This is a genomic window from Syntrophotalea acetylenivorans, from assembly GCF_001887775.1.
Classification (GTDB): Bacteria; Desulfobacterota; Desulfuromonadia; order Desulfuromonadales; family Syntrophotaleaceae; genus Syntrophotalea_A; species Syntrophotalea_A acetylenivorans.
In genome coordinates, this window is the sequence record NZ_CP015519.1 from 1420901 (window position 1) to 1436509 (window position 15609).

General features: G+C 55.7%; 15 protein-coding genes and 1 tRNA gene. 11 read left to right on the forward strand and 5 right to left on the reverse strand.

Annotated elements, in window-relative coordinates; genetic code table 11:
• The first annotated feature begins 135 nt into the window (after positions 1-135).
• The 4 genes from A7E78_RS06510 to A7E78_RS06525 all read left to right on the forward strand — a co-directional run bounded on the left by A7E78_RS06510 (position 136) and on the right by A7E78_RS06525 (position 3006).
• On the forward strand, positions 136-357 hold the full coding sequence (locus A7E78_RS06510) for a hypothetical protein (RefSeq protein WP_072283476.1): 222 nt from the start codon (positions 136-138) through the stop codon (positions 355-357).
• Positions 358-631: 274 nt separating this feature from the next.
• Positions 632-1996: an anthranilate synthase component I family protein gene (locus A7E78_RS06515; protein WP_072283477.1), complete on the forward strand. Its 1365-nt coding sequence runs from the start codon at positions 632-634 to the stop codon at positions 1994-1996.
• Entirely contained in the window at positions 1990-2862 is an 873-nt protein-coding gene (locus A7E78_RS06520; protein ID WP_072283478.1) for an aminotransferase class IV, read from the forward strand. The genes A7E78_RS06515 and A7E78_RS06520 overlap by 7 nt, the downstream gene beginning before the upstream one ends.
• Positions 2863-2920: 58 nt before the next feature.
• A tRNA-Leu gene (locus tag A7E78_RS06525) sits at positions 2921-3006 on the forward strand.
• Between the two features lie 63 nt (positions 3007-3069).
• Here the strand turns inward: A7E78_RS06525 and A7E78_RS06530 are convergent.
• On the reverse strand, positions 3070-3903 hold the full coding sequence (locus tag A7E78_RS06530) for an SIR2 family NAD-dependent protein deacylase (RefSeq protein WP_072283479.1): 834 nt from the start codon (positions 3901-3903) through the stop codon (positions 3070-3072).
• 479 nt (positions 3904-4382) lie between these two features.
• Here A7E78_RS06530 and A7E78_RS06535 point away from each other — a divergent pair, with 479 nt between their 5' ends.
• Positions 4383-6560 (forward strand): methyl-accepting chemotaxis protein, encoded by a 2178-nt coding sequence (locus A7E78_RS06535; protein WP_072283480.1) that lies wholly within the window; start codon positions 4383-4385, stop codon positions 6558-6560.
• A 105-nt stretch (positions 6561-6665) separates the two neighbouring features.
• Here the strand turns inward: A7E78_RS06535 and A7E78_RS06540 are convergent, their stop codons facing one another.
• The 4 genes from A7E78_RS06540 to A7E78_RS06555 form a co-directional block, all read right to left on the reverse strand.
• The gene (locus A7E78_RS06540; protein WP_072283481.1) at positions 6666-8075 is read right to left on the reverse strand and encodes an MFS transporter; all 1410 of its coding nucleotides are present in this window, start codon (positions 8073-8075) and stop codon (positions 6666-6668) included.
• A 157-nt stretch (positions 8076-8232) separates the two neighbouring features.
• Positions 8233-8580 (reverse strand): DsrE family protein, encoded by a 348-nt coding sequence (locus tag A7E78_RS06545; RefSeq protein WP_072283482.1) that lies wholly within the window; start codon positions 8578-8580, stop codon positions 8233-8235.
• Between the two features lie 151 nt (positions 8581-8731).
• Positions 8732-9214 carry a phosphate-starvation-inducible PsiE family protein gene (locus tag A7E78_RS06550; RefSeq protein ID WP_083552815.1) on the reverse strand — a complete coding sequence of 161 codons (483 nt, stop codon included), beginning with the start codon at positions 9212-9214 and terminating at the stop codon, positions 8732-8734.
• 3 nt (positions 9215-9217) lie between these two features.
• Positions 9218-10060, reverse strand: a complete 843-nt coding sequence (locus A7E78_RS06555) for a DUF4405 domain-containing protein (RefSeq protein ID WP_072283483.1) — start codon at positions 10058-10060, stop codon at positions 9218-9220.
• A 275-nt stretch (positions 10061-10335) separates the two neighbouring features.
• Here A7E78_RS06555 and A7E78_RS06560 point away from each other — a divergent pair, with 275 nt between their 5' ends.
• The 6 genes from A7E78_RS06560 to A7E78_RS06580 all read left to right on the forward strand — a co-directional run bounded on the left by A7E78_RS06560 (position 10336) and on the right by A7E78_RS06580 (position 15578).
• Entirely contained in the window at positions 10336-10617 is a 282-nt protein-coding gene (locus tag A7E78_RS06560; RefSeq protein WP_072283484.1) for a hypothetical protein, read from the forward strand.
• A 315-nt stretch (positions 10618-10932) separates the two neighbouring features.
• Positions 10933-11730, forward strand: coding sequence for a TolC family protein (locus A7E78_RS15340; protein WP_235606813.1), 798 nt, complete (start codon positions 10933-10935; stop codon positions 11728-11730).
• 101 nt (positions 11731-11831) lie between these two features.
• The gene (locus A7E78_RS15345; RefSeq protein ID WP_335743847.1) at positions 11832-12380 is read left to right on the forward strand and encodes a TolC family protein; all 549 of its coding nucleotides are present in this window, start codon (positions 11832-11834) and stop codon (positions 12378-12380) included.
• On the forward strand, positions 12377-13672 hold the full coding sequence (locus A7E78_RS06570) for an efflux RND transporter periplasmic adaptor subunit (protein ID WP_072283485.1): 1296 nt from the start codon (positions 12377-12379) through the stop codon (positions 13670-13672). Before A7E78_RS15345 ends, A7E78_RS06570 begins: the two co-directional genes overlap by 4 nt.
• A complete protein-coding gene (locus A7E78_RS06575; protein WP_072283486.1) occupies positions 13669-14376 on the forward strand; it encodes an ABC transporter ATP-binding protein in 708 nt (235 codons plus the stop codon). Before A7E78_RS06570 ends, A7E78_RS06575 begins: the two co-directional genes overlap by 4 nt.
• Complete coding sequence (locus A7E78_RS06580; RefSeq protein WP_072283487.1) at positions 14376-15578, forward strand: ABC transporter permease; 1203 nt, start codon at positions 14376-14378, stop codon at positions 15576-15578. The genes A7E78_RS06575 and A7E78_RS06580 overlap by 1 nt, the downstream gene beginning before the upstream one ends.
• The last annotated feature ends 31 nt before the right edge of the window (positions 15579-15609 follow it).

Genomic DNA, 15609 nt, shown 5'->3' on the forward strand with positions numbered 1-15609 from the left:
CTGACCGCAGCAATGCTGACCATAGGGTAGTTTGGCCGTCCCTCTGCCCCGGATGCAGTATCCCCCCCCTCATGCAGCAGACAGGCTTCGCTGGCGGTTGTTAGGCAACCTCAGGCAATCGAAAAGGAGGGGAAATTGAAAAATTTAAAAGAAATGCTTGGTACCCATAAGAAGACATTATTATTTCTCTTAATTATTGTTTTGTTCGCGCTCGTTTATGCCGTCGTTCTTCAAAAGCGAGAAGTGTCATTTGGACCAATCAAAATTGGACCCGGAAACGGCACTTCCCAAGGCGTCGGGAGCCTGGATCAACCGAGCAATGCCGTGGAGGGATTGGGGGCAGGCTTGAAAGAATGACTTTGAGGAAGACTCAAAGCATAACCAAAGTGTCTGTCCCTTGGCACAAAAAGCAAAGCCTCCCTCCCTGGCCACAACAAAACCGGCGGGGTCGCACCCTCCTCCACCGGCCAACTCTACGGCATGAGGACCCTCCTGAAAACAACCGCCACCACAGCGGGATACAAATAAACCGATCACACGCCTTGTGCCCCTTTTGCGGAACCTATATACTCAGCACCACTGAAGTCCCGTACTGTGTACAGTAATCCCCCATTCAAAGCACTTCTGCCCCATGACCTTGCAACAGCATTCCTTTACCGTTGACCGCTTCGATCCCCTGGCTCTTTTTCTCTATTTAGCGCCTGACGGCCCGGGCTTTCTGGAAAGTCCCGAGCTGACCTCCCGCACCGGCCGCTATTCCATCATCGCCCTGCGCCACAGGGAATCCTACCGACTCGATGACGATGGCCTGAGCCTGCTGCGGGACGGAATTGAAACATTTTTGCCCGGTGATCCTCTTCAGACCTTGGCCGGCATCCTCGAACAGCGCCGCTTGCCAAAGGAAACGTCTGTTCCTTTCTGCGGCGGATTCTTCGGCTATTTCGGCTACGACCTGGCCGCTTGGTTGGAAGAGTTGCCGCGCCTGGCCCGGCGCGACCGGCCCTTGCCCGCCCTGTGGCTCGACTGGGTCGATCTGTGCGCGGTCTACGATCATCAAAACGGCACCGTCACCTTGAGTTCCCTGGTCCCGGGGGACGACCTGCAGGCCCTGGAAGAGAAGATTCGCGTTGCCCTGGAACATCCGTTGCCAGCATCAGGACAAGTCTCTTGCGAGGCACCGGCGGCAATCCTGCAACAAGCGGAGTTTGAGAAGATGGTGCGACAGGCCAAGGACTATATCGCCGCCGGAGATATCTACCAGGCAAACCTGTCAGTGCGCTTTGACGGTCATTGTTCCCTGCCCAGCGCGCAACTCTATGCCAGGCTGCGGCGCATCAACCCCAGTCCTTTTGGCTGCCTGTTGCGTACCCCTCATCTCGATATTGTCTCCTGCTCACCGGAGCGGCTGGTTTCCCTGCACGGCACCACAGCCGAGCTTCGGCCCATCGCCGGCACCCGGCCCCGGGGCTATTCGCCCCCCGAAGATGCACGCCTCGGTGAAGAACTGCTCGGTCACCCCAAGGAACGGGCCGAGCACATCATGCTTCTCGATCTGGAGCGAAACGACCTTGGCAAGGTCTGCCGCCCCGGCAGCATCGTGGTCGATGAATTAATGGTCCTTGAACGCTACTCCCACGTCTGCCATATCGTCTCCAACCTGCGGGGAGAGCTCTGCGAAGGAGCCGGCCCCTTCGACCTGATTCGCGCCACCTTTCCCGGCGGCACGATCACCGGGGTACCTAAAAAGCGTTGCATGGAGATCATCGAAGAGCTGGAACCCGTCGGTCGCGGCACCTACACTGGCAGTGCCGGCTATATCAGCGCCTGCGGCACCATGGACCTCAATATTTTAATTCGCACTTTTCAGAAATTCGGCGACCAGTTGACCTATCAGACCGGTGCCGGCATTGTCGCCGACTCGGTACCGGAACGGGAATGGCACGAATGCCTGAGCAAAGGTGCGGCCCTGCGCCAGGCTCTGGAGGAACCATGCTGATTTACAACCTCAACGGCGAGTTTGTCGATGCCGCCGATGCCAACCTGGCCTGCAACGATAGCGCGGTGCTCTTCGGCGACAGCCTGTTTGAAACCTTCAAAGCACAGGACGGACATATCCAGTTTCTCGATCAGCACCTAGATCGTTTGGAGCTGGGCGCCCGCCTGCTCAACTTCCCCTGTGATCGACCAGCCCTGCGCAGCGCCCTGCTGGAAACCGCCGCGCGCCTCACCGCACCGATGGCCCGTCTGCGCCTGACCCTCAGCCGCGGACCGATGACCAGCCTCGCTTTTCCGTCAGCCGTTTCCGGCCATTTCTTCATCAACGCCGGTCCCTATCAAGAACCCGATTCCGCAGAACTGCAGCAAGGTGTGATCTGCGTCTTCGCCCCCAATCGGCGGGTCAACCCCCTGTCCCACTTGCCTCAATTAAAGCGGGGGAACTACGCCGACTGTCTGTACGCCGCTGACTACGCTCGCCGCAAGGGAGCACGAGAAGCCCTTTTCAACGAGGACGGTCAAGTGCTGGAGGGCGCCACCAGCAACCTGTTTATGATCAAAAACGACACCCTGCTCACTCCCCCCGCCGGCGAACTGGTATTGGCCGGCATCATCCGCCGCCAAGTTCTGTTAGCTGCTGCAGACCGGGGATTATCCGCGGAGGAGCGGCCAATTTCTGAAGAGGACCTTTTTAACGCCGACGAGGCCTTCCTGACCAACTCGCTCATCGGTCTGCTGCCTATTGCCCAAATTGAAAACCGATCCATGAAACGCGGTCTCTGGACAGCACGTCTGGCAACCGCAGTCGCTCAAGCCGCAGCAGCAGTCTTCGGAGCTGAAAACGGCACTAACAGAAAAAATTTCTGAAGGGCCCTGAAACGTCTTGACCGACACGATCGATCTATCTATAATTCACTTCTCTTTTGCCGAAGTGGTGGAATTGGTAGACACGTCGGTCTCAAAAACCGATGGCTTCTAGCCGTGCCGGTTCGATTCCGGCCTTCGGTACCAGTTATTAAAAAGGCCGTTTCTCCAACTGGAGAAACGGCCTTTTGCTTTTCACTTAACCCTTCGCTATTCGGCTTGCTCTTGCAATGCCATTTCAATCTGTTGCAGCCCTTCCAACGCCCTCATTGCATAAGATACCTGCCCCGCCGGGACCTGCCCTTCGCGGGGATTGATGCGAATCAACGTTCCTCCGTAGTTACTTGCCAGCCTTTCTGATAAATTACGAATGGTCGGAATGGTGGTCCCGGCCCCCAATTCGACCACAACTAGCGGAGTTCTTGCCGCACCTAAAAAATTCTCAAAACGGCGGTGTTGAACCTCGCTACGTTCGGCAAGCCAAGTCGCATCGCCAAACATAAGAATGTTTGGCCTACAGACAGCTCCACACCGGGGACAACGGGGAATATCCTGAGCCTTCATGGTGGTATGATCAACCGGGATGGATTCAAAATTCGTCCAGATCTGGCTACAGCAGGGCACCGCACATTGCAGGTGATGGATGGAACCATGTACCTCGAGAATCTGCTCTTCAGCAAATCCAGCCTTTTGAAACTGACCATCAACGTTGGACGTGACGACAAAACTTTCCAGTGAATAACGTTCAATCCAATCCCTCAGCAGATTAAAGCCCCGATGAGGAACAGTCTGTCGGTAGAGCTCTGTGCGATGTCCATAAAACCCCCAAGCGAAAGCTGGATTATCATCAAAATGTTTGGGATTTGCGGCATCGACAAAATCGATGCCAAGTTGCTGATACATTGGATAGGCTTGCCAGAATCCGTGCGGTCCACGAAAGTCAGGCAACCCGGAATCAACCCCCATTCCGGCCCCGGCAGTAATGACCAGAGTTTTAGCTTCGGACAGTGCTAAACCAGCCTCGACACCTCTTGAACGCCCCATGTAATCCACCCATTTCTATGTTTATCCATAAACACCGCAACAATTACGCTATAACTCAAGGATATACAACGGTATGAATACTGCAGACATTGAACCTTAACATAGGCTGTGTTTCTAAAAAAACCTCAAAAATTTATTTATTAAACACAATAGCTTTCAGACTGGCACTGAGGCCAGAACCCATAACTTGAAATAAATAATAATTTCAGATATTTAGAAATGACACAGCTTAACAGAGAAAAACTTTAAAGGAATTTTATTAAGGAATAGAACACAACCGGCAGATATATAAATTGCCATTTTTTCGACTAACCCGCATTGACAATGTGTTTTTCTAGCAAATAATTAGTTATCACTACTTAAAAAGGTCTTCAAAACATCTAAAACCAGATTTAAATTCAGAAAATTCATCGAGTATGGCTAAAACTTCTTACCTCGTAGATTGTTGGCCACCCAAACATCAACAACAGGAGACGTAAATGACTTGGCAAAACATTAGATTAAGCGGCAAATTTGCTATCGGTTTTGGTTTGGTATTACTACTACTGTCATTGGTTGCCGGGTGGTCGATCCTTGGGGTTGGCAATATCGTAGGCGATGCCAAAGAGGTAATCGCCGGCAATGCCCTGAGAGCGGAGATGATCCAGCGGGAGGTCGACCATCTCGAGTGGGCCAATCAGGTCAACGCCCTGCTTACCAACGACCAAATCACTAAGCTGGATGTACAAACCGACCCCCATAAATGCGGTTTCGGCAAATGGTATTACGGCCAAGGCCGTCAACATGCCGAGGCCCTGGTTCCCGAACTGAAACCGATACTGGCACAGATCGAAGCCCCCCATCGCTCCCTGCACGAATCTGCGGTGACCATCGGCCAGACCTTTCGACAGGCGGACCTCACTTTACCCAAATTCATCGCCGAAAAAGAGACCGACCATCTGGCCTGGGCCAATGCCATCTTGGCCGTATTTGCAGAAAACAAGACCCAACTCAATGCGCAGACCGATCCCCACCGGTGCGGCTTGGGGAAATTTCTCGAAAGTGACAAAGCCAAACGAGCCGCCGCCTCCGATCCGGAACTGGCGCGGCTGTTTCAAGAGATAAGAGAACCGCACACCCGTCTGCATCAATCAGCTATAGAGATCAAAAAGAACCTGACCAACAGGAAAAAAGCCTACAGCATTTTCCAGAGCCAAACCCTTCCGGCCCTGGCTGAAACCCAGGCCCAATTGCAGAAATTAAAACAGCGCTCTGAGGAACTGGTCGCCGGCATGCAAGAAGCCAGCAGCATCTACGCCACCAGAACCATGCCCGCCCTGGAGCAAGTCAAAACTTTGCTCGGTTCGGTGATCAAAACCGCCGATGACAATATTATGACCGACGATGAGATGCTGCATGCCGCCAGCGGTACCCGCACCGGCAATATCGTGCTGGTGGCTATTGCCCTGCCCCTGGGTATTTTCTTTGCCTGGATTATCGCCAAAGGCATTATCGGGCCCATGAAACAAAGCTGCGCCATGATCGAAGAGATGGAAAAAGGCCATCTGAACATGCGACTCAACCTCACCCGTCAGGATGAAATCGGCCAGATGGCCCAGAGCATGGACCGCTTTGCCGACAGCTTACAAGAGGAAATGGTCGGTTCGTTGCAAAAACTTGCGGCCAGTGACCTGACCTTTGAGGTCACCCCCAGAGATAGTCAGGATACCATTCGCGGCGCCTTGAAGCAGCTGGGGCAAGACCTCAATTCTCTGGTCGCCCAGATTTTTACCTCGGGAGAACAGATAGCTACAGGTTCTTCCCAAGTAGCCGACGGGAGTCAATCTCTCTCGCAAGGGGCCACCGAGTCGGCCGCTTCTGTGGAGCAAATTACCGCTTCGATGACGGAGTTGGCCTCTCAGACCAAACAAAACGCGGACAACGCCACTCAGGCAAACCAACTTGTCGTTCAAGCCAAAGAAGCTGCAGAAAAAGGTAATCATCAGATGCAGGATATGGTTGCGGCCATGGCTGAGATCAATGAAGCCGGTCAGAACATCTCTAAGATCATCAAAGTAATCGACGAGATCGCCTTCCAAACCAACCTGCTGGCGCTGAACGCCGCAGTCGAAGCGGCCCGTGCCGGCCAACACGGTAAAGGATTCGCGGTCGTCGCCGAAGAAGTACGCAATCTGGCCGCCCGCAGCGCCCAGGCGGCCAAGGAGACTGCAGAACTGATCGAGGGTTCGGTACAAAAAACCGCCAACGGCACTCAGATCGCGGGTCAGACGGAGATTGCCCTCAAAGAAATCGTCACAGCGGTGATCAAGGCAACTGATCTGGTCAGCGAAATTGCCGCGGCATCAAACGAGCAATCTCAAGGCATCGGCCAGATCAACCAAGGCCTTAATCAAATCGACCAAGTGACCCAGCAAAATACCGCCAATGCCGAAGAGAGCGCAGCGGCAGCCGAAGAGCTGTCGGGTCAGGCCGAGCAACTGCGTCAGATGCTGTCCCGGTTCAAGCTTAGCGACCAAGTGAGTGTAACGAGAAACATAGTTGACAGCGCCGCTGACACACCTTCATTCATGCCCGGTTCTGGGTTAGCATCAACCACAGTTCAGCCTCCGGCACAACCTGTTATTGCCCTGGATGACAGCGAGTTCGGAAAATACTGACCGCCATATCTCCATCATTGTTAGTAAAAAAGGCAGCCCTTTGGCTGCCTTTTTTACATAACTTTTTGGAAAACACCCAGACAGGTATGGGCAACTAGCTGACCATCAGAGCTCTGCTTTTCTGCCCGGTTTCCATGCGAACAAAGACAGCCTCCCCAGAGAACAGCCAATTCCGATCACCGAGAGAATACAAAAAAACAGCATATCGCTTCGCATGCTGCGCATGAAAGAAGGAATGGAGGCCGAAGATATGGCCTCCCCGTCCATGAATAAAGAGAAGCTGAGGGTAACGACAATCATACTGAAGGTCATTCCCAGGGAACGCATGGTTCCGGTCAAGCCGGACGCCACACCGAGATAACGTTTGTCGAGGCAGCCCATGATAACGCTGGTATTGGGGGTAGAAAAGAACCCGTACCCCAACCCCAGCAAAAGCAGAGTTCCAACCACCAGAGATAAGTGCATATCAAGATCGATATTGGCGGCTAGCAGTAATCCACAGCAACACAGAGTCATGCCGAGAGTTGCGATCCGGGCAGCAGGAAAGCGATCGGCCAGGCGGCCGCCAACAGGCGCCAGCAGCATCTGTACCAGCGGTTGCAGCATCAACAGCAGACCGGCGTCCCGTGGGATCATCCCTTTTGCATACTGCAGGTAAAGACTCAAAAAAAAGACCACGCCGAATGTCGAACCGTAGTTGATAAAAGCAGCGACATTGCTCAGCGCAAAAATACGATTTCCGGTCAGCAGGTCGATATCTAATATGGGATAGCGGCAGCGGCGTTCCAAGGCTACGAATAACCCCATAAACAATATCCCCAACAAGAGCAAACCGACCGCCCAACCACCGGCATCAAGGCGAGAGCCGCCCAAAGTTATTGCCGAGATTGCCAGGGCATAAACCAGACTCCCACCCCAGTCAAAGGGTTCGCCGGCTGCTTCATGCCATTCTGAGCGCATACGTACCAGGGTCAACCACGAGGACAGCAGGCCCAACACCACACCGGGCACAAAGACCGCGCGCCAGCCGAAATAGCTGGTCAGCAGCCCGCCGATAGGCGGCCCGCAGGAGATTCCGGCGTAGACGGTGCTAATGGCGATACCAAGCACTCGGCCACGCTTTTCAGAAGGAAAGACCGACACCACCAGTGCCAGGCTACTGGCATTGACCATGGCTGATCCGACGCCCTGCAACAACCGCATAGCAATCAGCATTTCGATACTCAATGACAGGGCGATTAGTGCGGTGGCGAGGGTAAATAGAAAAATCCCCCAGATGAAGACTCGCCGTCGACCATAGACATCACCGAATCGTCCCATGGGCAACAGAAACACCGCCACTGAAAGAACATACAATGTTTCGACCAGGCCGACCTGCAGAGCACTGGCCTGCAAACTTCGGCCGATGGTCGGCAAAGCCACCGCCACAGCAGACAACATGAAAGGCATGAGAAACAGGGCCGAGCAGACCACGAACAGCACTGCGCCTGGAGAAACGCGGGCAGTGCGACTCATCGAGTGGCTCCGCTGCTTACTCGAACGAACTGTAAAAAAATAGAATGCCAGCCTGTAAGAATCATTCCCTGCCCCTTTCTTGCAGGCAGGCAACAAAAATTCCTGATTCCGACCCGCGGGAGGTACCTCTTTCATGAACCGCTCAACCGACCGGTTATCAGAAGGTCACCACTGTATAGCCTTGCTGCTGCAACTCACCCAAAGGAGGATGACCACTCATACCTTCCAGTAGCGGCAGATTGGCAGCCTGCACCGCCTCAAGCGCGCCGAGCTTGGCCGAGCAGGCCTTACAGGCGCCACGGATCAACCCGGCCTGGCGGGCTTTGCCGTAGAGTTGATGAAAGGCATTGTCCGGCTTTTCCAGTTCAGCCACCAGTTTAACCGACTGACCTTCGAAAATGATCGTCGCTTCCTGGCCCCGATCTATCATATCCAGAGCGTTTAGCAGGACGTGCGCAAAACAGAGCAGTTCGCCGTTGAATACAACCAAAGCATTTTTGTTCATGTGCCCTCCTGAGCAAATTGAATAGCGGAAGTTTCAACAAAACACACCAGTCCAAATACGTAAAAGTTTAGCGAAACAACCGCCCGTAATGGCTCGCTCGGTGCAGGAGCAACCCGGTGTAGTGGCGAGCAGGTGATCGGCTTTCTAGCCTTTACCGATCAGTATCTGGCTCACGGGCACCCTCCTTCATGATTTTACAGGCTTCTGGCGGCGAATGTGTTACAGGGATCTTCCAGTGCAAAGCTCGCCGCACCAAAAAATAAGCGATACTTAGGGATAAAATAACAGCGGACATCCCATACAACATCTCGGAAGAGGTCTCTTTGTAATCGAGAATGATAATTTTTCTGGACACGGCAACAAGTGCCACCAGCACGACCACCTTGGCTGGGACCCTATGTTCTTGCAGATACGCCCTGATACTTTCCAGAAGTTCCAGGCCGATCAAAACCATAAGAAAGAAGCCGAAGACTTCCAGCATTTCCTTTACGTCAAGAAGATACTTTGGTGGCTTCATGAGTTCCTGAAAAAGAATAACTCCCAATTCAATTGTCGATACGAAAACCGCCAGCATCATGAGACCGAGCAACACGACAATAATTAGTTTTTCAAAAAGGGTCAGGGCCTTTTCCACCTTTTACCTCCTCTCTTTGTCTTCAGCGACTTGCCTGATTTTGCCGTAAACGTCGATCGGACTCAATTTGTTCAGCTCCGCAATCTGACGCAGATTCATCCCTTCCCGGAACCGGATATTTTCTTCCGCAAGCACCTTCCTGACAAGGTCCATATTCAGACCGTACTGGGCGCACAACCCTTCCAACGTCAGCCTGCCCGCTCCCTGACGGGGCCGTTGCGGCATTCGCTCCCCTGACTGCATATCGGTGAAGCTTTCCAGCATGGCCAGATAAATGGCCTGGGGAGCGACGCCGTTGGCGACGGCGACTTCCTTGAGGGATTGAGAGTCGGACTCGACGGCGAACCCTGCGGCCGCCAGAGCTTTAATAGCGTCTTCAAGGTCGATATCCAAATGGCGGGTAAAGGCCCTGAGGGTAGACAGCTCGGCGTGACCGTAGGGCGGTTCACCGTATTTCCGGGCGGCCGCCTCCTTGATCCCGGCATTGATGGCGATAATATTCGAAAAAGGCGACATCTCCGTATAGGTCCCCACCACAAAAAACGCCGTCACCAGCAGGGCGATGTTGAAGTTGACGGTAAAAACTTTTAACTGCCGACGTTTATCCTTCAAGTAGAGAGTGATACTCTGCCAATTGTAACAGGTATGCAGCGCCAGGGAGATCAGGAACAATATCCCCACATTGATATGAATAGCGGCCCATTGCTCTTTGGACAGGCCCCACAATTTCCAGTTGGCCCAATAGGCCACCCGCCCCTGGGGAACGATGTAAAGCACGGCGCTGGTAAGGAGAATAAAGAACAGAGACACAAAAGCGGTCAGGGAAGCAATGCGTTTCAGATTCATCGGTTTAGTCCTTATTCATTTAGATGTGGGTTAATTATTGGAGGTTCGCACTGCCCTGGTGTTTTTTTTCGAACAGCTCCGGAAAAGTTTCCGATTACAACTCCGCCCGACTTAACCGAAACTGGCTATGCCGGCCGGACATCCGGGGAGGTCTGCAGGTAAAATTTCGTCCATTTTGGCATTCCGCGCAGCGCCCCGATACCATTTGCAGTCAGGCAAATGAAAATGCTAGGTTGAAACCATCCTCCGCTACCGCTATGAAAGGAACAGAAAACGTGCTGCAGACCTATTTTCTGATTATCCGCGCCACTCCTTCGGAAAAAAACCACAACCGCCTGACTGTGCCGTGTGTTGAAGCGCACTTTTGGGTGCGGGAAAAATCTGCCGAGGGCGCCATGCAGCGTGCCAGGTTTTACCTGGAGCAGAAGGATTGGATTACAGAGGCAATCGAGTTACAGCCAACCCTGACCAGTGCCATGGAGTATCTCCCGACCGAAACCGAAAGGGCAAACTATCGCGAGGCACAGCGTTTCGGCATCGCCATGCGGATCAAATAATTGTTTGTTTTAGACTCACTGAAAATGGACCAATGTCCGCCCGTACCGTCACCTCAGCAAGCATGCGGATTGTCGCTCTTCACGGCGAAGCATGACTGGCCGGGACCGCAAAACCTTTTCCTGTCGAAAGTTCATTAACACACCCTACTCCTGCTCCCAAGTAAGATCAATACTTCGGAAAACACCTCCGTTACATAAAACCAACACTTCCTTATTTCTTCCCTATTTCCTGCACAGTGACCCACTATTTTACCGGAGTACGACCCGACTCGACCCACAACCTTTAACTTCGAACAGAGCTGGTTCACCATACCCATGAGTATTCGACGTCATAGATTGGCCTTACTTTTTCCCCTCATCCTCACCCTTACCGCCTGCATCGCGGTCGGACCGGATTACGCTACGCCACAGGTGAAACTTCCTTCCTCCTGGAACGGCGCGGTTTCGGCAGTCAATACGGCAACGCAACCTGCGGAACACACCGCCCTGCACCGATGGTGGAAGGAAATGAACGACCCGTTGCTGAACGAGCTGGCAACCGAAGCGTTGGCGGCCAACCTCGACTTGGCCACCGCCAAGGCACAACTACGAGAGGCCCGCGCGCAACGAGACATTGCCGCAGCAGAACTCGGTCCGTCGGTTGATGCATCAACCTCGGCTTCCCGCAGCCGGTCGAGCGAAGAAAGCGGTTCAGGCAATACCCGTGAATTATACAATGCCGGCTTTGATGCGAGTTGGGAAGCCGATGTCTTCGGCGGGTTGCGCCGCGGCGTTGAGGCCGCAACAGCCGAACTCGAGGCAAACGTCGAGGTTTTGCGCGACACCCAGGTCTCTCTGGTCGCCGAGGTGGCTCTCAACTACGTAGAGCTGCGCACCGCTCAGCGCCGCCTGAAGATTGCCGAAGAACGAATAGTCTCTTTGGAAGACACCCTCCAGCTTGCCCGCTGGCGGCTGCAAGCCGGACTGGTCTCTGAACTCGATGTCACCCAGGCCCGCACCGAACTGGAAAATACACGCGCCAGCTTGCCACCCCTGCGTACATCGATAACCGAGGCCAGCAACCGGCTGGCAGTACTTCTGGGACGCACCCCGGCGAGCTGCAGTCCCGCCTGACAGCAACGTCCAGCATTCCACTGACCGGCCGTGCGGCGCTCATCGGCATACCAGCCGACATTCTGCGCCAGCGCCCCGACGTTCGGAGCGCCGAACGCAAACTGGCGGCTCAGACCGCACGGCTGGGCGAAGCGGAGGCAGAACGATACCCGAGTTTCAAGCTTACCGGCTCCATCGGCCTGGAGGCCCTCACCCTTTCTGCACTGGGCAACGGCAGCTCGGCACTCTACTCGCTGCTCGGCTCCATTACCGCACCGATCTTCGATTCCGGACGCATCAAGGCCAACATCGAAATTCAAGACGCATTGCTCGAGCAGGCTCGGCTGAATTATCAAGCAACTGTGCTGACAGCCCTGGAAGAAGTGGAGAACGCCTTGGTCGCAATCTCCAACAACAACGAGCGACGACAAAAACTGGCCCAAGCCGCAGACTCTGCCCGTGAAACCCTGAAGATAGCCGAGGACCGTTACTCCAGCGGGCTGACCGACTTTCTCACCGTGCTCGACAGCCAGCGATCCCTGCTCAAAATTGAGGATGACCTGGCCAACGGCACCGGCGAACTGACCGGCGCCCAAATCCGACTCTTCAAGGCCCTTGGCGGCGGCTGGTCGCCTACCTCCCCCACGACAGATAGCGAGAATGCGTCATGAGCACTAAAGAATTTGCCCCTATCGACAATGTCCGCGAAACACTCCAGAACTCCCAAAGCCGCGGTGTTCGACCCCGCCGCAGAACCGTCGCCGTTATAGCTTTCGCGGTGTTACTGCTGATCGCGGGCTATGTATGGCTGCGCGGCAACGGCGATCCCCATAAAACCCACTACCTGAATCAAAAGGCGACCCGTGGGACCCTGGTGGTCAAGGTCACCGCCACCGGCAATCTAGAACCGACCAATCAGGTGGAGGTCGGCAGCGAGATGTCCGGCACCATCGCCACGGTTTACGTCGATGACAACGACCGAGTAACCAAGGGCCAGGCGCTGGCCGTGCTCGACCTGACCAATTTCAAAAATGCGGTGGCCCGATCGCAAGCCGCCGTCGCCGTTGCCAAAGCCAGCCTGCAACAGACCCAGGCCACTATTGAGGAAGCAGGTTCCAAGCTTGCCCGTTACCGGGAAGTCTTTCACCTGTCCGGCGGCAAGGTGCCGTCAAAGACCGAAATGGAAGCGGCCGAAGCCGAGTTTGCCCGTGCCGAAGCCAACGTAGCAAGCGCTCGGGCCAACATTGCCGAGGCCGAGGCCACCCTGAACAGCGACCAAACCGATCTCGACAAGGCCACCATCCGCTCGCCGATCGACGGCGTGGTGCTGGAGCGGTCGGTCGACCCCGGTCAGGCGGTGGCCGCGTCGCTGCAGGCCGTAACCCTGTTTACCCTCGCCGAAGACCTCTCCCAAATGGAACTTGAGGTGGATGTGGACGAAGCCGACGTCGGCCAGGTGAAGACCGGGCTCAAGGCCAGCTTCACCGTCGACGCCTGGCCCGAACGAACCTTCAAGGCGACCATCACCCGCGTCGGCTTAAATGCCTCCGACGGCGACGGCGTTATCTCCTACCCCACCGTGCTGCAGGTTGCCAATGACGACCTCAGCCTGCGTCCGGGAATGACCGGCATCGCCGAAATAACCACCATCACCCGCGAGAACGCTCTGCTGGTCCCCAACGCCGCGCTGCGCTTCAGCCCCCCGGCCCAGACGGCGAACAAGACCTCCCGCAGCAGCCTGCTCGGCTCCCTGATGCCGCGCCCCCCCGGTCGCGGCCAGCAGGATAAGCCCCAGACTGCCGCCAAAGACAGCGGACAGACGGTCTGGATACTGCGCGAGGGCCAAGCCGTACCGCTGCAGGTCACCACAGGAACCAGCAACGGCCAGGTCACCGAAATCCTCGGCGACCCGTTGCAGGAGGACATGGAAGTCATCACCGAAACAGCGAGCGCCCAATCATGAGCACCTATACGCCTTTGATCCAACTGTCCTGCATTACCAAGACTTACGGCCGCGGTCAGGCAGCGTTCCAGGCCCTGAAAGGGATCGACCTGACTATCGAAACGGGCGATTTCGTCGCTGTCATGGGACCCAGCGGGTCCGGTAAATCCACCACCATGAACATCCTCGGCTGCCTCGACACTCCCAGCGGAGGAAGCTATCAATTCCAAGGACTGAACGTTGAGGGGATGTCGCGCAACCAGCGGGCGCTGCTGCGTCGCCATTTTCTCGGTTTCGTCTTTCAGGGCTTCAACCTGCTGCCCCGCACCACCGCACTGGAGAATGTTGAGCTGCCCCTGATCTACCGCGGCGAGCCGGTTGCCGGACGCCATGCTGCGGCCCGCGCCGCTCTGGAGAAAGTGGGGCTGCAGGGTTGGGAACATCACACCCCGGCCGAACTGTCCGGCGGCCAGCAGCAGCGAGTCGCCATTGCTCGTGCCATTGCCACCTGTCCGGAGGTGTTGCTGGCTGACGAGCCCACCGGCAATCTCGACAGCCAAACCAGCCGGGAAATCATGGAACTGATCAGCAACTTCAACCGCGAGCAGGGCATCACCGTGCTCATGGTCACCCACGAGTCCGACATGGCGCACTACGCCAAACGAGTCGTCCGTTTCGTCGACGGCCGGATCGACCAGGACTTTCGCAACGGGGAGGTGGTCTGATGTGGTGGAACACCTTTCTGCTCGCCCTGCGCTCCATTCGCCGCAACTTGATGCGTTCTTTCCTGACCATCCTCGGCATCGTCATCGGTGTCGCCGCGGTTATCACCATGGTCACCCTCGGCAACGGCGCCACCCGGTCGGTGTCCGAGCAGATCTCCAGCATGGGCAGCAACCTGCTTATGGTGATGCCGGGCCAGCGTTTCGGACCCGGCTCCGACGAGGCGGCAAAGTTCAAAAGCGCCGACGTCGAAGCCATTCGCAACCAGATCAGCGGCGTCAAGCTGGTCTCGCCGGTAGTGAACAAGTCAGCGGTCGCCGTCTACCAGGCCGACAACTGGTCCACAATGGTCTCCGGCAGCAATGGGGATTACTTCGATGTGGGAAATTGGGAGCTGGAAGCCGGCAGGGTCTTTAACGAAACGGAGCAGCGCAGCGGTAAGGCGGTGTGCGTAATCGGCGAGACGGTGCGCGAGAAGCTGTTCGGCGGTCAAAATCCGGTGGGCGCCGACATTCGCATCAAACAGTTCTCCTGCCAGGTCATCGGCCTGCTCAAATCGAAGGGCCAGTCGGCCATGGGAAGCGACCAGGACGACACGGTGGTCATGCCCCTGCGCACCGTCCAGCGCCGCCTCGCCGGCAGTCAGGACATCGGTCGCATCATGGTTTCGGTAAGCGACAGCGATTCCATCGACACGGTCACGACCCAGCTCACTCTATTGCTGAGAGAGCGACGCAACATCGACGAGAACGAAGACGACAACTTTAAGGTGATGGACACCCGGCAGCTTGCAGAAACCCTCACCAGCACCACCAAGATCCTCACCATGCTGCTCGGTGCGGTAGCGGCGGTCAGTCTGCTGGTGGGCGGCATCGGCATCATGAACATCATGCTGGTGTCGGTGACCGAGCGAACCCGCGAGATCGGGACCCGCCTCGCTATCGGCGCACTGGAAAGGGAAGTGCTGATGCAATTCCTCATCGAGGCGGTGGTACTGTCCAGCCTCGGCGGCCTGACCGGCATCGTGCTGGCGACCGGGGCCTCCCTGTTTCTGGCCGGGCTGATGGGCATCCCCTTTCTGTTCGACCCGGGCATCAACCTTGTGGCCTTCCTGTTTTCCGCGGCCATCGGCGTGATCTTCGGCTTTTTCCCGGCGCGCCGCGCGGCCGGCCTCAATCCCATCGATGCCCTGCGCCACGAATAGCAGGCTGTTGAAAAACCGCCTTGAAGCCCAC